Annotated in this window: 19 protein-coding genes and 1 other RNA gene; 13 read left to right on the forward strand and 7 right to left on the reverse strand. The window is 65.7% G+C overall.

Features of this window, described 5'->3' with window-relative positions; all coding sequences use genetic code 11:
- Positions 1–47: 47 nt before the first annotated feature.
- Together CJ010_RS05730 and CJ010_RS05735 are read left to right on the forward strand one after the other, a co-directional pair.
- Positions 48–416, forward strand: coding sequence for a cupin domain-containing protein (locus CJ010_RS05730; protein ID WP_205754905.1), 369 nt, complete (start codon positions 48–50; stop codon positions 414–416).
- 135 nt (positions 417–551) lie between these two features.
- Positions 552–1,469: a restriction endonuclease gene (locus CJ010_RS05735; protein ID WP_141017147.1), complete on the forward strand. Its 918-nt coding sequence runs from the start codon at positions 552–554 to the stop codon at positions 1,467–1,469.
- Positions 1,470–1,514: 45 nt separating this feature from the next.
- On the opposite strand, the gene CJ010_RS05740 is transcribed toward CJ010_RS05735, so the two are convergent.
- Both CJ010_RS05740 and CJ010_RS05745 read right to left on the reverse strand, forming a co-directional pair.
- A complete protein-coding gene (locus CJ010_RS05740; protein ID WP_141017148.1) occupies positions 1,515–2,339 on the reverse strand; it encodes a nitroreductase family protein in 825 nt (274 codons plus the stop codon).
- 149 nt (positions 2,340–2,488) lie between these two features.
- Positions 2,489–3,022 carry a flavodoxin gene (locus CJ010_RS05745; RefSeq protein ID WP_141017149.1) on the reverse strand — a complete coding sequence of 178 codons (534 nt, stop codon included), beginning with the start codon at positions 3,020–3,022 and terminating at the stop codon, positions 2,489–2,491.
- 193 nt (positions 3,023–3,215) lie between these two features.
- On the opposite strand from CJ010_RS05745, the gene ffs reads away from it, so the two are divergent.
- An RNA gene (gene ffs / locus CJ010_RS05750) (signal recognition particle sRNA small type) lies at positions 3,216–3,314 on the forward strand.
- Positions 3,315–3,376: 62 nt separating this feature from the next.
- Here the strand turns inward: ffs and CJ010_RS05755 are convergent.
- From CJ010_RS05755 to CJ010_RS25120, 3 genes are all read right to left on the reverse strand, one after another.
- Positions 3,377–4,285: a ZIP family metal transporter gene (locus tag CJ010_RS05755; RefSeq protein WP_141017150.1), complete on the reverse strand. Its 909-nt coding sequence runs from the start codon at positions 4,283–4,285 to the stop codon at positions 3,377–3,379.
- A 109-nt stretch (positions 4,286–4,394) separates the two neighbouring features.
- Positions 4,395–5,756, reverse strand: coding sequence for a cyclopropane fatty acyl phospholipid synthase (gene cfa / locus CJ010_RS05760; protein ID WP_240794511.1), 1,362 nt, complete (start codon positions 5,754–5,756; stop codon positions 4,395–4,397).
- Positions 5,757–5,871: 115 nt separating this feature from the next.
- Positions 5,872–6,018, reverse strand: a complete 147-nt coding sequence (locus tag CJ010_RS25120; RefSeq protein WP_168224908.1) for a hypothetical protein — start codon at positions 6,016–6,018, stop codon at positions 5,872–5,874.
- A 105-nt stretch (positions 6,019–6,123) separates the two neighbouring features.
- Here CJ010_RS25120 and dnaX point away from each other — a divergent pair, with 105 nt between their 5' ends.
- The 8 genes from dnaX (at position 6,124) to CJ010_RS05800 (ending at position 13,119) form a co-directional block, all read left to right on the forward strand.
- The gene (gene dnaX / locus CJ010_RS05765; RefSeq protein WP_141017151.1) at positions 6,124–8,118 is read left to right on the forward strand and encodes a DNA polymerase III subunit gamma/tau; all 1,995 of its coding nucleotides are present in this window, start codon (positions 6,124–6,126) and stop codon (positions 8,116–8,118) included.
- Positions 8,119–8,188: 70 nt separating this feature from the next.
- Positions 8,189–8,512 carry a YbaB/EbfC family nucleoid-associated protein gene (locus CJ010_RS05770; protein WP_141017152.1) on the forward strand — a complete coding sequence of 108 codons (324 nt, stop codon included), beginning with the start codon at positions 8,189–8,191 and terminating at the stop codon, positions 8,510–8,512.
- Positions 8,512–9,105, forward strand: coding sequence for a recombination mediator RecR (gene recR, locus CJ010_RS05775; RefSeq protein WP_141017153.1), 594 nt, complete (start codon positions 8,512–8,514; stop codon positions 9,103–9,105). Before CJ010_RS05770 ends, recR begins: the two co-directional genes overlap by 1 nt.
- Positions 9,106–9,290: 185 nt before the next feature.
- Positions 9,291–9,884 carry a ubiquinol-cytochrome c reductase iron-sulfur subunit gene (gene petA, locus CJ010_RS05780; RefSeq protein WP_141017154.1) on the forward strand — a complete coding sequence of 198 codons (594 nt, stop codon included), beginning with the start codon at positions 9,291–9,293 and terminating at the stop codon, positions 9,882–9,884.
- A gap of 3 nt (positions 9,885–9,887) precedes the next feature.
- On the forward strand, positions 9,888–11,156 hold the full coding sequence (locus CJ010_RS05785; protein WP_141017155.1) for a cytochrome bc complex cytochrome b subunit: 1,269 nt from the start codon (positions 9,888–9,890) through the stop codon (positions 11,154–11,156).
- On the forward strand, positions 11,153–11,908 hold the full coding sequence (locus tag CJ010_RS05790) for a cytochrome c1 (RefSeq protein ID WP_141017156.1): 756 nt from the start codon (positions 11,153–11,155) through the stop codon (positions 11,906–11,908). Before CJ010_RS05785 ends, CJ010_RS05790 begins: the two co-directional genes overlap by 4 nt.
- Before the next feature lie 109 nt (positions 11,909–12,017).
- Positions 12,018–12,614 (forward strand): glutathione S-transferase N-terminal domain-containing protein, encoded by a 597-nt coding sequence (locus CJ010_RS05795; RefSeq protein ID WP_141017157.1) that lies wholly within the window; start codon positions 12,018–12,020, stop codon positions 12,612–12,614.
- A gap of 64 nt (positions 12,615–12,678) precedes the next feature.
- Positions 12,679–13,119, forward strand: coding sequence for a ClpXP protease specificity-enhancing factor (locus CJ010_RS05800; protein ID WP_141017158.1), 441 nt, complete (start codon positions 12,679–12,681; stop codon positions 13,117–13,119).
- Positions 13,120–13,154: 35 nt separating this feature from the next.
- Here the strand turns inward: CJ010_RS05800 and CJ010_RS05805 are convergent, their stop codons facing one another.
- Positions 13,155–14,342, reverse strand: a complete 1,188-nt coding sequence (locus CJ010_RS05805; RefSeq protein WP_141017159.1) for a glycosyltransferase — start codon at positions 14,340–14,342, stop codon at positions 13,155–13,157.
- 177 nt (positions 14,343–14,519) lie between these two features.
- Here CJ010_RS05805 and CJ010_RS05810 point away from each other — a divergent pair, with 177 nt between their 5' ends.
- Complete coding sequence (locus CJ010_RS05810; protein WP_141017160.1) at positions 14,520–15,008, forward strand: bacteriohemerythrin; 489 nt, start codon at positions 14,520–14,522, stop codon at positions 15,006–15,008.
- A 39-nt stretch (positions 15,009–15,047) separates the two neighbouring features.
- On the opposite strand, the gene CJ010_RS05815 is transcribed toward CJ010_RS05810, so the two are convergent.
- Positions 15,048–16,298 carry a D-amino acid dehydrogenase gene (locus CJ010_RS05815; RefSeq protein ID WP_141017161.1) on the reverse strand — a complete coding sequence of 417 codons (1,251 nt, stop codon included), beginning with the start codon at positions 16,296–16,298 and terminating at the stop codon, positions 15,048–15,050.
- Between the two features lie 181 nt (positions 16,299–16,479).
- Here CJ010_RS05815 and CJ010_RS05820 point away from each other — a divergent pair, with 181 nt between their 5' ends.
- A complete protein-coding gene (locus CJ010_RS05820) occupies positions 16,480–17,481 on the forward strand; it encodes a class 1 fructose-bisphosphatase (protein WP_141017162.1) in 1,002 nt (333 codons plus the stop codon).
- The last annotated feature ends 4 nt before the right edge of the window (positions 17,482–17,485 follow it).

Here is a 17,485-nt window from a genome sequence, read left to right on the forward strand (position 1 = left end):
GCCGTGGCTGTAGCACAATCGGGCTTCCGTCCCGATGTCCGTCCGTCATGAAACCCGCGCTGAAAACCCGTTACGCCGATCGTCCCGCCTACCTCACCAAGGATGGTTCCGAGATTCGCGAACTGCTGCATCCGGCCGAACATGGCAATTACAACCAGAGCCTGGCCGAAGCCATTGTGAAAGCGGGTTGCCGGACCCTGCTGCATCGTCATCGCCTGACCGAGGAGCTTTACCACGTCATCGCCGGCAGCGGGTTGATGACGCTGGGCGAGGCGCACTTCCCGGTGGATGTCGGCGACACCGTGCTGATCCCGCCCGGCACACCGCACTGCATCGAGGCCGTCGGCCCAGCCCCGCTGCATATCCTGTGTTGCTGCAGTCCGGCGTACGCGCACGAGGACACCGAGCTGCTGTAGGGACGCTCGCGGCGCGGCGTGAAATATGTCGTCGTCAATAATTTGTCACAAATGTAGCATCCGCATCCATTCAAACCAGATAGCAGGACGCCGCTGATCCCGTTCAGCGCCGGGCCTGCCGGGGATGCGGAACGGATGGCTCGTCGTCGATACCGAAGAAGGGAAGGCTGGCTGACGGTCGCGCTGCGCGCCGACTGGAAGTTCTCCGCGGTGCTGGCGGCGGTGGCCTTGTTGGGTGCGACGGCGATCCTGCCGGCGCTGCTGGGCGGCAGTCCGCTGCTGCGGCCGCTCGCGATGATGCTGGTGCCGCTTGCCTACCTGTTTGCGCTGTTGTTCGGCGCGACCGCGCTGTTGCGCTACTACGCTGGACGAGGCGAGGGCGGGCGCAGCACCGCTGCCGCGACGGCAATGCCGCGCCAGGAACCGTCTGCGCGCGAACCCGACGAACTCGACAAGGCGCTTGCTTCGGTGTTTCCGCCGCCGCCACCGAGTCCGCCGCGGCCGCAGGCCTGGTCGGCCGAGGTGCTCGACCGGGTCGAATGGAAGCGCTTCGAGGATCTTTGCTGCGAGTTCTACCGTGAGAAGGGCATCCGCGCCGAAACGACCCGTCTGGGCGCGGATGGCGGCGTCGACATCCGCCTGTTCCAGGACGAGACCGACCCGGGCCGCGTCACCGCCATCGTCCAGTGCAAGGCGCATAGCCGGCAGGTGGGCGTAAAGCCGGTGCGGGAACTGCGCGGGGTGATGGCGCATGAAAAAGTGGAGAAGGCCTTCTTCATGGCGCCACGCGGCTACACCGAGGAGGCCCGCGCTTTCGCCGCCGCGAACCGCATCACCCTGCTCGACGGCCGGCTCTTCCTGGCGATGCTCCAGCGCCTGCCCGAACCCTCGCGCCGGCGTCTGCTGGCCTTCGCCACCGAAGGCGACTGGACGACGCCGACCTGCCCGAGCTGCGGCGGCCGGATGACGGTGCGCGACGGCAAGCGCGGCGCCTTCTGGGGCTGTGTCGCCTATCCACAATGCCGAGGCCTGCTGCCGATGCGGACGAACTGAACGTCACGCGCGGCGCGGCTGGGAGCCGCTCGCGCGGGCCGGGGCTTACTTCAGCTGGAAACCGCGATTGTGCAGCGCTTCGACCAGGCGGTCGCGCCCGGAGAGGCTCTCCGGGCCGGCCACGCGCTTGGCCGAGTGCACCGCCCAGGTGCCGCGCACGTCCATCTTCTGGGCCTCGTAGAAGCGGGCCATGGCGCCGTTGTAGGCGGCGATGCCGGCATCCTGGGCGCTGAGCGGGGTGTAGGTCTCGTGGTGCAGCACCACCGATTGCGGCGGCCGCGGCTTGATGTCGGCGGGCTTGGCAGGGTCGGGGGTGCCGACGCACATGCCGAATACCGCGACGACCTTGGGCGGCAGTTGCAGCAGTTCGGCCACCGCTTCCGGTTTGTTACGCATGCCGCCGATGTACACCGTCGCCAGGCCGAGCGATTCGGCCGCCGCGACCGCATTCTGCGCGGCCAGTGCAGCATCGATGACGCCGACCAGGAACATTTCGAGGTAGTCGAGTGCGGCCGCCGGGCGTTCGCTGCTGCGGGCGAGGTGTTCGAGACGGGCGAGGTCGGCCAGCCACACCAGTTGCAGCGGCGCTTCGGCCACGTGCGCCTGGCCGCCGGCGCATTCCGCCAGTGCGGCGCGTCGGGCCGGGTCGCGCACGGCAACCACGCTCCAGGCCTGCAGGTTGGAAGAACTGGCCGCGGACTGTGCGGCGGCGACGATGGCGGTGAGCTGGTCTTCGGTCACGGCGTCGGGCAGGTAGCTGCGCACCGAGCGGTGATCGAGCAGGTGTTCGACAATGGGCGACCACGCCGCCGGGGCTGGCAGGGTCGGGTCGCCGTATCGGGTCTGGAAGAGTTGCTGAGCGTCGGTCATCGGGGCTCCATCGGACAGTGGCGCGGTTGCGGCCATTGGGTCTGGCAAAGCCCGAGTATACGTCGCCGGCCACGTCCGGACGGCTTATGTCGGCCGCCGCACGCAGGAAGCCGTCGCCGGGCGTGGTTGCCCCGCGACGGCGGTCAGGCTCAGGCCTCTTCGGCTTCCGGCAGGAATTCCTGCAGCACCTCGACCCAGCGCTCGAGGCGTTCCTGGGTCTTGTCGGCTTCGTTGATGTCGTCGAAGGGCAGACCGACGAATTGGCCGTCGCGTTCGGCGAAAGAGTACTTGTAGGTGTAGCCCTCGGTCGGGAAGCTGCCGACCAGGGTGGCGCCGCGGGCCTTGAATTTGTCGTAAAGAATACCAAGCGCACTGACAAACTGTTCGCCATGCGACACATAGTCGCCGGCGCCGAACACCGCGATGGTCTTGCCGGAGAAGTCGGGCTTGTCGTTGTCGAGATCCAGCAGCGGGTCGCGCCAGTCGTTCTGGACCTCGCCGGAACCCCAGGTGGAGCAGCCGAACAGCAGATGCTCGTAGTCGAGCATTTCGTCGAAATCGACGAAATCCTCTTCCATGCTGAAGAGGTCACAACGGTCCTCGCCGAGGAGTTCGGCGAGCTTTTCGGCCGCCGCCTTGGTGACCCCGGAGCTGCTGCCGTAGAAGATACCGATGCGTGACATGGCTTTTTTCCTTTCAGGTGAGTGACGATGCCTTGAAGTGCCGGCCGGCCGTCCGGCCAGGCAGTTCGTGCAGCGCAAGCTGCGTTTGCGGTGCTTTAAGCAAACCGCTTGCCATGTCGTCGAAAGGGTCTGGGCGTGTTTTTTGCTGTCGCGCGCGGACGGCGTCCGGTCGAGCTGCTACAATGCCGGCCGTGGCGGGTCTCCCCGCATTGCAGCGCGGTGAACCTGGTCAGGGCCGGAAGGCAGCAGCCACAGCCGTTCCCTGCAAGTGCCGGGGGTCGGGCTCGCCACCCCGAACAAGAAAAAGGGCGCCTCCTCGCGGGGGCGCCCTTTTTGCATTCCGGCAAGGGGCGTTCAGCCGAGCAGCCTGTCCATCGACATCATTGCGACGAATCCGACGACCAGTCCGGCGGTGGCGAGGGTTTCGTGTCCGCGCCGATGGGATTCGGGGATGATCTCGTGGCTGACCACGAAGAGCATTGCACCGGCCGCGGCGGCAAGACCCCAGGGCAGGAGGGCAGCCGAAGCGGACACCATCATCGAGCCCGCAACCGCAGCGACCGGTTCGACGAGACCGGACACGGTTGCTACCGCGAAGGCGAAGCTACGGCTGTAGCCGGCGGTAGCGAGCGCGATGGCGACGATGAGGCCTTCCGGCACGTTCTGGAGGGAGATGCCGGTGGCAACCGCGTTGCCGCTGCCTGCTGCAGCGGCATTCATGCCGCTGGCCACGCCGATGGCGAGCCCTTCCGGGATGTTGTGGACCGCTATCGCGAACACGAAAAGCCACACCGCGGCAGCGCTGCGGCTGCCGTCGGGCGCATGGGTGTGCGGCAAGGTGCGATCCATCACGAGCAGGAGGGCGGCGCCGATGACGATGCCGGCGGCGACGAGCATGGCGGCATCGCCATGGTTCGCGCCTTGCGCCTGCGCGGCATCGAAAGCCGGCAACAAGAGCGAGAACACGCTGGCGGCGAGCATCACGCCGGCGCCGAAGCCGAGCAGCATGCCCTGCACGCCGGCGCCGATGCGCCGCATCACGAGCAGGGGGACGGCGCCGAGCGCAGTGGCGGTGGCGGCCATCGCGCCACCGGCAAGCGCGTCGGCAAGCGGCCCATCGACGGCGCCATGCCCGAGGGTGTCTGCAACGCGGGTTGCGAGGATGGCGAGGCCGGTGAGGGCGATCAGCCAGCCGGCGATGGCGCGCAAGGCGCCGGACGGGGTGGCGGGCATGAAATGCAGGCGGGCGACTCTGGCGACCATGATCGAACTCCTCGTGGCTCGGGAAGCGCGGCTTCCCCTCGAGTCAACTATGGCGATCGGCGCTCAATAGGGCTAATTGAATGAAATAACAAACTCGATAGTAAAATATTTATACGTGGTCGGCAGGACGACGATAGCCGCCCGGCACGCCCGTCGGCGACATGACGATCTGCCACAGCTGTGTGGTACGCGCACGGAAGGTGCCGGCGCAGGCGAGCAGGTAGTAGCGCCACATGCGGCGGAAGCGCTCGCCGTAGCGCTCGGCAAAGCGTGGCCAGGCCTCCTCGAAGCGGGCGTGCCAGGCCATCAGCGTTTGGTCGTAGTCGGCGCCGAAGTTGTGCACGTCTTCGATGATGAAATCGTTCTCGGCGCTGTCGGCGATCTGGCCGAGCGCGGGCAGATCGCCGTTGGGGAAGATGTAGCGGTCTATCCACGGGTCGGTGGGGATGCGCCGCAGGTTCTTACCTATGGTGTGGAGCAGGAAGAGCGCGTCCGTGTCGTCGGCGGGCAGGCTGCGGCGGGCCGCGGCGAAGAAGGCGTGGTGGTTCTTGCGGCCGACATGTTCGAACATGCCGACGGAGGCAACGCGGTTGAAGCGTTCGTCGCGCAGGGGGCTGAACTCGCGGTAGTCCGACAGGCGGAATTCGACCGGCAGGCCGTGACAGCGTTCGCTGCCGTGCGCCGCCTGCTCGCGCGAGATGGTGAGGCCGACGCAGGACACGCCGTAATGCTCGGCGGCGAACTTCATCAGGCTGCCCCAGCCGCAACCGATGTCGAGCAGGCGCATGCCCGGGCGCAGGCCGAGCTTGCGGCAGATGAGGTCGAGCTTGGCGGTCTGGGCCTCTTCCAGCGTCTTCGCGCCGCTGCCCCAGTAGGCGCAGGTGTAGGCCATGTGGCCGTCCAGCATCGCTTCGAAGAAGTCGTTGCCGATGTCGTAGTGCGCTTCGCCTACCTGCCAGGCGCGGCGCAGGTTCTGCAGGTTGAAAAGGCGTGCGCGCAGGCCCTGCACGAGCAGTGAGGTAGTGCCGACCTTTTCATCGAGACGGGCCTGGAGCACGCGAAGGAAGAATTCGTCGAGCCGGGGGCAGTCCCACCAGCCGTCCATGTAGGCTTCGCCCAAGCCCAGGCTGCCTTGCGCGAGGATGCGTTCGGCCGTTTCCGGATTGTGGATCTGCATGTCCCATGGCCGCTCGCCGTCGATGCGGACATCGGCCTGGGCGAGCAGGGCGGCGATCGCACGCAGCGCACCGCTTTCGGTACGCAGCCGGACGCGGTGGCGCCGTGCTGAACGGCGGTGCGCATGCGGCAAAGATGAGTCGCTGCGGTGGCCGCCAGCGGGGGAAAGTTCAGGATGAGTCGAATCCATGCACGCCTCCCAGACTTGCCTGTGATCCACACGGCTTGCCGCCTCGCGGCGGCACTGCATCAGCGCCAGCGCCTCGCGCACGCCGGCATCGACCGATATGCGCAAGCTTACTTCCTTCATATCCGGGTTCGAGACCGGACCGCCGAAAGAGTTCGGCCCTCGCTGCGCTTGGCCGCGAGCGGTCTTGTGGCCGGATGAATCGACAACGGACGATCCGCGCCTAGACGGTTGCGGCGAAGTCGGCGCAGATGGCACACAGCATGTCGAACAGCTGTCGGGCGTCCTCGTTGAGCTTGGCCATCTCTGCTTCCTCCTTGCGAACCTTGGCTTCCGGTCGATAGGTGTAGATTAGGCAAGCGGGATTCATAGCTCCAATGGATTGTGTGCATCCCGACGATTGGAGAAGCAAATTGATCCCGACCGCGCGAAGGAGAGCCGGACGTGATTGGCCGCTCTGTTAGAATCGGCCGCCATGAGCTATCAGGTTCTCGCACGCAAATGGCGGCCGAAGTCCTTCGGCACGCTGGTCGGTCAGGAGCACGTTGTCCGGGCGCTGTCGCACGCGCTGGCGACGGGGCGGCTGCATCACGCCTATCTGTTCACCGGAACGCGCGGCGTGGGCAAGACCACCATCAGCCGCATCCTGGCCAAGGCGCTCAACTGCGAAACCGGCGTGACGGCCGAACCTTGCGGGCAGTGCGATGCCTGTCGCGCGATCGATGCCGACCGCTTCCCCGACTACGTCGAGATGGACGCCGCCTCCAATCGCGGCGTCGAGGACATGGCCGCGCTGCTCGACAAGGCGGTGTATGCGCCGGTACAGGGCCGCTACAAGGTCTACATGATCGACGAAGTGCACATGCTCACCGGGCATGCCTTCAATGCGATGCTGAAGACGCTGGAAGAGCCGCCCGAGCATGTCAAGTTCATCCTCGCGACCACCGATCCCCAGAAGATTCCGGTCACGGTCCTGTCCCGCTGCCTGCAGTTCAACCTCAAGCAGATGCCGCAGGGACATATCGTCGAGCACCTCGACCGCATTCTCGCTGCCGAGCAGGTGTCCTTCGAGGCGGGGGCGCTGCGGCACATCGCCAAGGCGGCCAACGGCTCGATGCGCGACGCGCTGTCGCTGCTCGATCAGGCCATCGCGCACGGTGCGGGCAAGGTGCAGGAGGAGCAGGTCACCCACATGCTGGGCACGGTGGGGGACGACCACGTGCATGCGATCCTCGAAGCGCTGGCCGCAGGCGACATAGCCGGCCTGCTGGCGGTGGCCGACGGCATGGAGGCACGCAGCCTGTCCTTCGACGCTGCGCTGCAGGCACTGGCCTCGCTGCTGCACCGGGTTGCACTGTTCCAGTTCGCGCCGGCCGCGATCGCCGACGAGGCCGAGCGCCAGCGCATCGAGCCGCATGCGGCGGCTTTCGATGCGGAGTTCCTGCAACTCGCCTATCAGATTGCCATACATGGACGCGACGAACTTGCGCTCGCCCCCGACGAATACACCGGCTTCACGATGACCTTGCTGCGCCTGCACGCCTTCCGGCCGGAGCAGCCGCCCGCGCTCGGCGGGCCGGCCGGACGGGGCGATGGCGGTGCCGGTCTGGCGCGTCGGCCGGATGTCGGTGCCGGGGCGCCCACGCCGCAGCCCGCCGGCGGCGTGCCGCCGGCCGCGGTCGTCGCCGAACCGCAGTCCGTTGCCGAACCGCAGTCCGTTGCCGAGCGCACCATTGCCGTCCCACCGGTGCAGCAGCCCGTGGCAACGCCGCAGTTGGCAGGACTGGACCGGATTGCGCCCGCTGCGGCGCCCGCACCCACGACTGCGGTTCCGGCAACCGTCTCGCAGCCGTCGCCTCCAGCCATGCCGGCGCGTGATATCCCGCCGTGGGAGGATCTGCCGCCGGAGGCTCAGTGGGGCGAGGATCCGCTGGCCGGTGCTTCCCGTGGCGGATTCGATGCCGAGGCCGAGTCGCCGGCTCCGCGGCCCGAGCCGGTTGCGCGAGTTGAGCCGGCAGCGATCGCCGAGTCCTCGCCGGTGCCGCGTGCGCCGGCGGTCGAGTCCGGTGACGCCGAGGCCGCCCTGGCCGCAGGCGACTGGCGTGCGCTGGTGCGCATGCTCGGTCTGGGCGGCATGGTGCGCGAACTCGCTCAGCACTGCGAATGGCTGGGGCACGATAACGGGCATCTCGAGTTGCGCCTGTCGTCGACCCACCGCCATCTGCTGGAGATGAACCGCAACGCGGTGGACCGCCTGCAGGAATTCCTCGGGACGCTGTTCGGGCGCGACTTTCGCCTGAAAATTTCGGTTGGCGACATCGAGGGCGAAACCCCGGCGCAGCGCGACGAGGTCGAGCGGCGGCAACGCCATGCGGCGGCGGTGGCGGCGCTCGAACTGGATCCTTTCGTGCGCGAGCTGATCGAACGCTTCGACGCAACCTTGCTGGAAGACACGGTACGGCCGCTTTAGGAGGGGCGTATCGCCTTGCGGCCGCACTCCGAATACCTATCCAACAACCATTCTGAATGGAGAATCCATCATGATGAAAGGCGGCATTGCCGGTCTGATGAAGCAGGCTCAGCAGATGCAGGACAACATGAAGAAGATGCAGGACCAATTGGCCAGCGTCGAGGTCGAGGGCCAGTCCGGCGCCGGCATGGTCAAGGTGGTGATGACCTGCAAGCACGACGTGCGGCGGGTCAGCATCGACGACTCGGTGATGGACGACAAGGAAATGCTTGAGGATCTCGTTGCCGCTGCGCTCAACGATGCAGTGCGCAAGGTCGAATCCACGACCCAGGAAAAGATGGCTGGCTTTACTGCCGGACTCAATCTGCCGCCGGGATTCAAGCTGCCGTTCTGATGTCGCCATCCAGTCTGGACGAGCTGATCGCCGCGTTGCGCTGCCTGCCCGGCGTCGGGCCGAAGTCGGCGCAGCGCATGGCCTACCATCTGCTGCAGCGCGACCAGCGCGGTGCCGCGCGGCTGGCGGGGGCCCTCGGGCATGCCCTCGAAGTGCTGCGCCATTGCGAGCGCTGCAATACCTTCTCGGAAGAGCCGGTCTGTCAGCGCTGCGCCAATCCCCGCCGCGATGCGGGCCTGCTGTGCGTGGTCGAGATGCCGGCAGACCTGGCGATGATAGAGCAAACGCAGTCCTACGACGGTCTCTACTACGTGCTCATGGGGCGATTGTCGCCGCTCGACGGGATAGGCCCGCGCGAACTCGGTCTCGAACGGCTGATCGCGCGCGCTACCGACGGCAGCGTGCGCGAAGTCATCCTCGCCACCAATTTCACCAACGAGGGCGAGGCTACCGCCCACACCGTGGCTACGCTGCTCGCCGCGCGCGGCCTCAAGGTCAGTCGCATTTCGCGTGGTGTCCCGGTCGGCGGCGAGCTCGAACACACCGATACCGGCACCATCGCCCAGGCGCTGGTCGAGCGTCGCGCCCTGTAGTTTCGCTCTGCTGCAGTGCCGCACGAGGATGTGCTCTTAGCCCTTCTGGCTATAAGGAGATCGCGTCCAAAGCCTTGCGGGCACTGGATTTCCTGACTTCACGCTTTCTCTGCTGCAGTGACTCCGCTATAATCCGAAGGTTTTTTGTATCCGGGTCTTTGGTTTTCCTTTCAGGGAAGAGGGTCATGAGCGTTGAACAAAAGATGGACAACGGCCGCCGCACTCTGTTGCTGGCGACGTCGGCTGCCGGCGGTGTCGCCGCGGTGGCGACGGCGGTGCCGTTCGTTGCCAGTCTGACGCCTTCGGAGCGCGCCAAGGCAGCAGGTGCGCCGGTCGAGGTCGATGTGGGCAAACTCGCTCCGGGCGAGATGATGACTGTGGAATGGCGTGGCAAGCCGGTGTGGATCCTGCGCCGCACGCCGGAAATGCTGGCATCGCTGGACAAGACGGACGCCAATGTGAGCGATCCTGAGTCGGCCAAGCCGATGCAACCGGAATACGCCAAGAACAAGCACCGCTCGATCAAGCCCGAGTACCTGATCGCAGTGGGCATCTGCACTCACCTGGGCTGTTCGCCGTCCGACAAGTTCAAGGTCGGCGCCGAGAGCGGTGTCGGTGCAGACTGGCCCGGCGGTTTCCTGTGCCCCTGCCACGGTTCGCAGTTCGACCTCGCCGGCCGCGTCTACAAGAGCATGCCGGCGCCGGACAACCTCGAGATTCCGCCGCACAAGTACGTCGCGGACACCACCATCCTCGTCGGCGAAGACGGAAAGGCCTAAGCGATGACGACCAAATCCCAAGCCTTGCTGAACTGGGTCGACGAGCGCTTCCCGCTCACTTCGTCGATCAAGGGTCATCTGACCGAATACTACGCGCCGAAGAACTTCAACTTCTGGTACTTCTTCGGTTCCCTGGCGCTGCTGGTCCTGGTGATCCAGATCGTCACCGGCATCTTCCTGGTGATGCACTACAAGCCGGATGCGTCGCTGAATGCCGCCGGCGTGCCGGTCGCCTTCGCCAGCGTCGAGTACATCATGCGCGACGTGCCGGGCGGATGGCTGATCCGCTACCTGCACTCGACCGGTGCTTCCGCGTTCTTCATCGTGGTGTACCTGCACATGTTCCGCGGCCTGCTCTACGGTTCCTACCGCAAGCCGCGCGAACTCATCTGGATCTTCGGCACCCTGATCTTCCTGGCGCTGATGGCCGAAGCCTTCATGGGCTACCTGCTGCCGTGGGGCCAGATGTCGTTCTGGGGCGCGCAGGTGATCGTGAACCTGTTCTCGGCGATCCCGTTGATCGGGCCGGACCTGTCGCTGGTCATCCGCGGCGACTTCGTCGTGTCCGATGCCACGCTCAACCGCTTCTTCTCCTTCCACGTCATCGCCGTGCCGCTGGTGCTGATCGGTCTCGTCGCTGCCCACATCGTGGCGCTGCACGAAGTCGGCTCCAACAACCCGGACGGTGTGGAAATCAAGAAGAAGAAGGACGCCAACGGCATCCCGCTCGACGGCATCCCCTTCCATCCGTACTACACGGTGAAGGACATTGTCGGCGTGGTTGCCTTCCTGTTCTTCTTCAGCGCGGTGGTGTTCTTCGCGCCGGAAGGCGGCGGCTACTTCCTCGAGTTCAACAACTTCATCCCGGCCGACCCGCTGAAGACCCCGCCGCACATTGCGCCGGTCTGGTACTTCACCCCCTTCTACTCCATCCTGCGTGCGGTGACCTATCCGCTGTTCGGGCTGGACGCGAAGTTCTGGGGCGTTGTCGCGATGGGCGCGGCGGTCGTCATCATCGCTTTCCTGCCCTGGCTGGACCGCAGCCCGGTGAAGTCGGTGCGCTACAAGGGCCCGATCTTCAAGACCGCGCTGGTCGTCTTCGTCATCTGCTTCTTCATCCTCGGCTACCTCGGCGTGCTGCCTCCGACCCCGGGCCGTACCCTGGTGTCGCAGATCTGCTCGGTGCTGTACTTCGCCTTCTTCCTGGCGATGCCGTGGTACAGCAAGCTCGACAAGTGCAAACCCGAACCGGAAAGGGTGACTTTCAAATGAAATCGCGTGTCATGAGTTTCATCAAGCGCGTTGCCGCCGTCGCGCTCTTCGCGCCGGCGATGGCGATGGCGGCCGGTGATGTCCTGCACCTGGACAAGGCTCCGGTGAGCAAGGATCCGGCGGCGTTGCAGCACGGCGCCAAGGTCTTCGTGAACTACTGCCTGAACTGCCACAGCGCTTCCTACCTGCGTTACAACCGCCTGCAGGAAATCGGTCTGTCGGAGCAGCTCATCCGCGACAACCTGTTGTTCACCGCTGAAAAGACCGGTGACCTCATGAAGATCGCGATGCAGCGCGACGAGGCCAAGGCGTGGTTTGGTGCTGCACCTCCGGACCTCACCGTGATCGCCCGCTCGCGTGCGTCCGAGTTCGGCAGCGGCGCCGACTGGCTCTACACCTACCTGCGCCAGTTCTACCGCGATCCGGCCCGGCCTACCGGCTGGAACAACGTGATCTTCTCCAACGTCGGCATGCCGCACGTGTTGTGGCAGCTGCAGGGCGAGCAGGTTGCGCACGTCACCGAGAACGCGGACGGCACCAAGCACGTCGAACTCAAGCTCGCCAAGCCGGGTCTGCTGTCCGCCGAAGAGTACGACAAGACCGTCGCCGATCTCGTCTCCTTCCTCGTGTGGATGGGTGAGCCGGTCGCCGACAAGCGCCGGACCATCGGCACCGTGGTGCTGATTTTCCTGGCCGGTCTGTTCGTGCTGTCCTACGCTCTGAAGAAGAATTTCTGGAAGGACGTGCATTGAGCGGAAGCTTGAGCGGCCGTAGGGCCTAGCCTGCTTTCGTTATTGCCTGCCGCACCACGCGCACGCCGCGTGGTGCGCTTTTGCTTTTGTAATCCGGAGTCGTAATCCCATGATGAATCTGTATTCCGGCACGACCGATCCCTTCAGTCACCGCTGCCGGATCGTGCTCTTCGAAAAGGGCATGGATTTCGAGGTGATCGATGTCGACCTCTACAACAAACCCGAGGACATCGCCGTCATCAACCCGTACAACCGCGTGCCGGTGCTGGTTGACCGCGATCTCGTGCTGTACGAGTCCAACATCATCAACGAGTACATCGACGAGCGCTTCCCGCATCCGCAGCTGATGCCGCCCGACCCGATCATGCGCGCCCGCGCCCGCCAGTTGCTGCACACCTTCGAGCAGGAGCTGTTCTCCCACATCGAAGCGCTGGAGGCCAACCAGAAGGGTGTCGACAAGACGCGTGCCCATGTGCGCGACCACCTCGCGCAGCTGGCGCCGATCTTCACCAAGCAGAAGTTCATGCTGGGCGAAGAGTTCTCGATGCTCGACGTCGCGATTGCCCCGCTGCTGTGGCGCCTCGAGCACTACGGCATCGAGCTGCCGAAGGCGGCGGCGCCGCTGATGAAGTACGCCGAGCGCATTTTCAGCCGTCAGGGCTTCATCGACGCGCTGACGCCGTCCGAAAAGGTCATGCGTCGCTGAACCCGTTCAGTGGCGCAGCCGTGCGCGGAGGCGCCACTACCCGTTCAATGCCGAAGAGCAAGTCATGAGCAACGTATCCACCAAGCCCTACCTGATCCGAGCCATCTACGAGTGGTGTACCGATCAAGGCTATACGCCATACATCGCGGCCATGGTCGACGACAACACGCGGGTGCCGCCGGGTTATGCGCGTGACGGCCAGATCGTGCTCAACGTCGGCCAGGACGCGACCCACCAGTTGGTCATGGATAACGAGCTGATCAGCTTCCAGGCGCGCTTCAACGGTACGGTGCACTCGCTGCTGATACCGGTCGGTAACGTGGTTGCGATCTATGCCCGCGAGAACGGGCACGGCATGGCCTTCGAACTCGAGTCGGGCGCTGTTGAAGCCGGCGGCGAGGCGGCGGAGCCGGTCGCACTCGTGCCGGCCCCGGCAGCCGCCGAACCTGGCGGTGAGGGCGGCAAGCCGCCCCCGCGTGGCAACCATCTCAAAGTCGTGAAGTGACCCAGGCATGGCGGTGCCCACGGCCCCGCCATGCCTCAGGCCGCGGGGCGTAGTTCGGCGTTGGCCGTCTTGCGCGCGTGAATCCAGCCGCGGTAGAGCTGCTCAAGCCGCTTGGCCATTTCGTCCGAATGCCAGTTGCGGGCGTAGTTGCGTGCCTCGTGGCCGAGTGCATCAAGTGCGCCGCGGTCGGCGAGTAGCGCCGCTGCGATCTCGGCGAAGCGGGCGGGATCGTCCGGGGCGATCCGGCAGCCGCGTTGGGGCAGGAGGATGTCTTGCGTACCCATCTCTGCCAGTGCGACCACCGGCGTGCCGAGTGCCATCGCCTCGAGCAACACCAGGCCCTGGGTCTCGGTGCGCGACGCGAAGACGAACAGGTCGGCTGCACGATAGCAATCGTGGAGTTCGCTGTGACGATCGAGGTAGCCGAGGAAGCGGACATGGCCACCAAGTCTGCGCTGCTCGGCAGCGGCGCGCAGACCGGCGAGCGCAGGCCCTTCGCCGGTGATCAACAGCAGGACCTTGTCGTCCAGTCGACGTAGTCGGTCGATCATGTCGATCAGGAAGCCGATGTTCTTTTCATGGGCAACGCGACCGACGAAGAGCAGTAGCCGGGTATCGTTTGGAATGTCGTAGCGGCTGCGGAAGTAGTGCCCTTCACCGTCTCGGAATTGCTCGGCAGGGACGCCGGTCGGCAGTATCTCGACCGGGCGAGTCACGCCGTAGTCGGCGAGTGTGTCGGCCATCGCGCGTGACGGTACGATCACAGCGTCGAGTTCATTGCACTGTTCGCGCGAGAAGCGGCGCGCGAGGGCACGCAACCAGGCCTTGGGCAGGAAGGGGATGTAGTGGAACAGGTATTCCTCGAAGAAGGTGTGGTAGGTCGCCACGCAGGGAATCCCCAGGCGCCGCGCGATATCGAGCCCCGCGTAGTGGGCGATGAAGGGCGTGTGGATGTGCACCAGGTCGAAGCCGCCGGCCCGCAGGCTGTCGAACCGGGCGTCGATCTCGCCGCGCTTCATCATGCGGTCTTCCGGGTCCAGCGGGATGAAGCGCGAGGGGATGCGGATGATGTCTGCCGCGGTGGCGGCAGGGGCGGGATAGTCGGGTGCGATCAGCGTTGAGCGTACGCCGCGTGCGGCAAGGCCGTGGCGGAAGGTTTCGATCGATGTGCTCACGCCGTTGATGCGCGGAAAGAACACATCGGAAATCATCAGGATGTTCATTGGCCGTCCGGATTGCCGAGTGCCGACAATCTAGGCGATCGCGGTGACGGTTTCGTTGCAGCCTACCCGGAGGGTGGGGCCGGATTTCTTGACCGGTGTCATCGCGGGCGGCCGTTTGCTGGGTTATAAGGCGGAACGTCGCTCGTATCCGGGGCGGCAGACAAGGAGGCAGGAAAGATGCAGCAGATGGAATGGACCGATCAGTTCGAGCTCGGCCTGGGGCGGATGGACGATACCCACCGCGAGTTCGTCGAACTCTACAACGTGCTCGCCGCAGCGACGGGAGAGACCTTCATCGAGCGGCTGGATGCCTTCATCGCGCACACCGAAGCGCATTTCGACCAGGAAAACCGCTGGATGGAGCAGGTGAATTTCCCCGGTTGCCATCGCGCCGAGCACGACCGTGTGTTGACGGTGATGCGCGACGTGCGCCAGCGCGCCGCCCGCGGCGACCTCTTCCTCGGCCGCAGGCTGGTCGAGGAACTGCCGCCGTGGTTCGATAATCACGTCGGCGGCATGGATGCCGCGCTCGCCTTTCATCTGCAGAGTATCGGTTTCGACGTGGAAACCGGCACCATGTCCGCCGCCGCTGCCGGGAGCTGTTCCGGATCGACTGCCAGCGGTTGCGCCTGTTCGACGTCGAGCGACGCAACAGCGGCCGCCTGACGCTTCGCTGCGGGCTCGAGGGGTGCGCAGCGGCTGGCGTCAGCGAAACGGGAAGTCGGGTGTCGGCCGGCGTCCGGAAATCAGCTCTGCCAGCGCTGCGGCCGATCCGCAGGCCAGCGTCCAGCCGAGCGTGCCATGGCCGGTGTTGTACCAGAGCTTGTCGTAAGCGCTCCTGCCGATGATGGGGACGTTGCCCGGCGTGGCCGGCCGCAGGCCGGCCCAAAGCGTTGCCGTAGCCGGGTCGATGGCGCCGGGGAAGCGGTTCTGCGCCCATTCCAGCAGCATCCGGCCGCGTTCCTCGCGCGGCGTCGTGTTGTAGCCGTCCAGTTCGGCGGTTCCGGCAATCCGCAGGCGATCGCCCAGGCGGGAGCAGACGATGCGGCGCGATTCGTCGGTGAGGCTGACCTCGGGTGCGTGGGCGGGATCGATGACCGGCGCCGTCAGCGAATAGCCCTTCACCGGATAGATCGGCAAGTGTTCGCCGAGTGGCGCCATCAGCTGCCGGCTGTGGCTGCCGAGGCACAGCACGTAGGCGTCGGCGGAGAGCGTGCCGGTGCGGCCGGCCACGTCGCGGACCTCGATGCCGTCTATGCGCCCGCCGGCAGACGACAGGCGTTCTATCGTGGTGTTCAGGTGAACCTGAACGCCGAGTTCGGGCAGGCGTGCGGCCAGGGCCTGGGTGAAGCAATGCGCGTCGCCGGATTCGTCGTCGGGTGCGTAAAGGCCGCCGACAAGCTCGGCCCGGCTGGCCGCGAGCGCAGGTTCTATCCGAACGCATTCTTCTGCCGATACGACCTCGGCAGCGATTCCGAGATGATGAAGTTCGGCCGCACGGCGCGGCGCATCGCCAAAGGTCTGGGCGCTGAAGAACAGGTGCAGGATGCCGCGTTCCAGCTGGTCGTAGCGAATGCCGGTTTCTTCGCGCAGCTCGCGCAGGCGCTCGGCGCTATGCACGGCCAGCCGGGCGATCGCTTCGGTATTGCGGCGGGTGCGCCACGGCAGGCATTCGAACAGGAAGCTGAGCGCCCACTGCCACTGGTCGCGTTGCGCATGGGGACGGAACAGCAGCGGCGCATCCTCGCGGCCAAGCCAGCGCAGGGCGGTCAGCGGCGCAGACGGATTGGCCCAGGGCTCAGGGTGGCTGACGGAAATCTGGCCGCCGTTGGCGAAGCTGGTTTCAAGTCCGGCAGCCGCTTGTCGATCGACGATGCTGACATCGAAGCCCGCCTTGCGCAGATACCAGGCGGTGGTGACGCCGGTGACGCCGGCGCCCAGGACCATCACGTGCATAAGGGATTCTGGTGTTGTCGAGGTGTGCGCTGTTACGAGTTGCCGCCACGGCGGGAGTTCCGCGACGGGCAGCCATGATAAACGCTGGCGGCAGCCGGCGGGCGATGCGGCCGTGCGCGCAAGCGCAGGAAGCGGGATAATCGCGCCGTTTCAGTTCAATTACCTGGCAAGGGAGTCACTCATGCGTCGTGTCACACTCACCCAATTCCTCATCGAGCAGCAGCGGGCAGGCCGCGTATCGGCCGACCTGCGCCTGCTGATCGAGGTCGTGGCCCGCGCGGTCAAGGCGATCGGCGTCAATGTGTCCAAGGGGGCACTCGCCGGCGTGCTGGGCGAGGCGGGCACCGACAACGTGCAGGGCGAGGCGCAGAAGAAGCTCGACGTGATCGCCAACGAGATCCTGCTGCAGGCCAACGAGTGGGGCGGCCACCTCGCGGCGATGGCGTCCGAGGAGGTGGAAACGGTGCATCAGATCCCCTTCGACTACCCGAAGGGCGGCTACCTGCTGCTGTTCGATCCGCTCGACGGCTCGTCCAACATCGATGTGAACATCTCGGTCGGCACCATCTTCTCGGTGCTGCGCTTCCCCGAAGGTTCGACCGAGCCGACCGAGCAGAGCTTCCTGCAGCAGGGCAAGGAGCAGGTGGCGGCCGGTTACGCGGTCTATGGCCCCTCCACCCAGCTGGTGCTGACGGTCGGCAACGGCGTGCACGGCTTCACGCTGGACCGCGAGATGGGGAGCTTCATCTACACCCATCCGTTCATGACGGTGCCGGAAGATACGCAGGAGTTCGCCATCAACGCGTCGAACGCGCGCTTCTGGGAAGCGCCGGTGAAGCGCTATGTCGACGAGATGCAGGCCGGCAAGACCGGGCCGCGCGGCAAGGATTTCAACATGCGCTGGGTGGCCTCGATGGTGGCCGACGTGCACCGCATCCTCACCCGCGGCGGCGTCTTCATGTACCCGATGGACGAGAAGTGTCGCGCCCAGGGCGGCAAGCTGCGCCTGATGTACGAAGCCAATCCGATGGCGATGCTGATCGAGCAGGCCGGCGGTGCGGCCACCACCGGGCGTGAGCGCATCCTCGACGTGGTACCGACCAAGTTGCACCAGCGCGTGCCCGTCATCCTCGGTTCGAAGAACGAGGTGGAGCGCGTCACCGGCTATCACCGGGAGTCCTGACCGG

This window comes from Azoarcus sp. DD4 (genome assembly GCF_006496635.1).
Lineage (GTDB): Bacteria > Pseudomonadota > Gammaproteobacteria > Burkholderiales > Rhodocyclaceae > Azoarcus.

Excerpts from the sequence above, each read along its gene's own strand:
- CJ010_RS25120 (WP_168224908.1), bottom strand. The coding sequence starts at position 6,018 with ATGAATCCCGCTTGCCTAATCTACACCTATCGACCGGAAGCCAAGGTT.
- dnaX (WP_141017151.1), top strand. The coding sequence starts at position 6,124 with ATGAGCTATCAGGTTCTCGCACGCAAATGGCGGCCGAAGTCCTTCGGC.
- CJ010_RS05815 (WP_141017161.1), bottom strand. The coding sequence starts at position 16,298 with ATGCACGTGATGGTCCTGGGCGCCGGCGTCACCGGCGTCACCACCGCC.
- CJ010_RS05785 (WP_141017155.1), top strand. The coding sequence starts at position 9,888 with ATGACGACCAAATCCCAAGCCTTGCTGAACTGGGTCGACGAGCGCTTC.
- CJ010_RS05820 (WP_141017162.1), top strand. The coding sequence starts at position 16,480 with ATGCGTCGTGTCACACTCACCCAATTCCTCATCGAGCAGCAGCGGGCA.
- CJ010_RS05805 (WP_141017159.1), bottom strand. The coding sequence starts at position 14,342 with ATGAACATCCTGATGATTTCCGATGTGTTCTTTCCGCGCATCAACGGC.
- CJ010_RS05790 (WP_141017156.1), top strand. The coding sequence starts at position 11,153 with ATGAAATCGCGTGTCATGAGTTTCATCAAGCGCGTTGCCGCCGTCGCG.
- CJ010_RS05755 (WP_141017150.1), bottom strand. The coding sequence starts at position 4,285 with ATGGTCGCCAGAGTCGCCCGCCTGCATTTCATGCCCGCCACCCCGTCC.
- CJ010_RS05795 (WP_141017157.1), top strand. The coding sequence starts at position 12,018 with ATGATGAATCTGTATTCCGGCACGACCGATCCCTTCAGTCACCGCTGC.
- CJ010_RS05800 (WP_141017158.1), top strand. The coding sequence starts at position 12,679 with ATGAGCAACGTATCCACCAAGCCCTACCTGATCCGAGCCATCTACGAG.
- CJ010_RS05735 (WP_141017147.1), top strand. The coding sequence starts at position 552 with ATGGCTCGTCGTCGATACCGAAGAAGGGAAGGCTGGCTGACGGTCGCG.
- CJ010_RS05740 (WP_141017148.1), bottom strand. The coding sequence starts at position 2,339 with ATGACCGACGCTCAGCAACTCTTCCAGACCCGATACGGCGACCCGACC.
- CJ010_RS05730 (WP_205754905.1), top strand. The coding sequence starts at position 48 with ATGAAACCCGCGCTGAAAACCCGTTACGCCGATCGTCCCGCCTACCTC.
- CJ010_RS05810 (WP_141017160.1), top strand. The coding sequence starts at position 14,520 with ATGCAGCAGATGGAATGGACCGATCAGTTCGAGCTCGGCCTGGGGCGG.
- CJ010_RS05770 (WP_141017152.1), top strand. The coding sequence starts at position 8,189 with ATGATGAAAGGCGGCATTGCCGGTCTGATGAAGCAGGCTCAGCAGATG.
- petA (WP_141017154.1), top strand. The coding sequence starts at position 9,291 with ATGAGCGTTGAACAAAAGATGGACAACGGCCGCCGCACTCTGTTGCTG.
- CJ010_RS05745 (WP_141017149.1), bottom strand. The coding sequence starts at position 3,022 with ATGTCACGCATCGGTATCTTCTACGGCAGCAGCTCCGGGGTCACCAAG.
- recR (WP_141017153.1), top strand. The coding sequence starts at position 8,512 with ATGTCGCCATCCAGTCTGGACGAGCTGATCGCCGCGTTGCGCTGCCTG.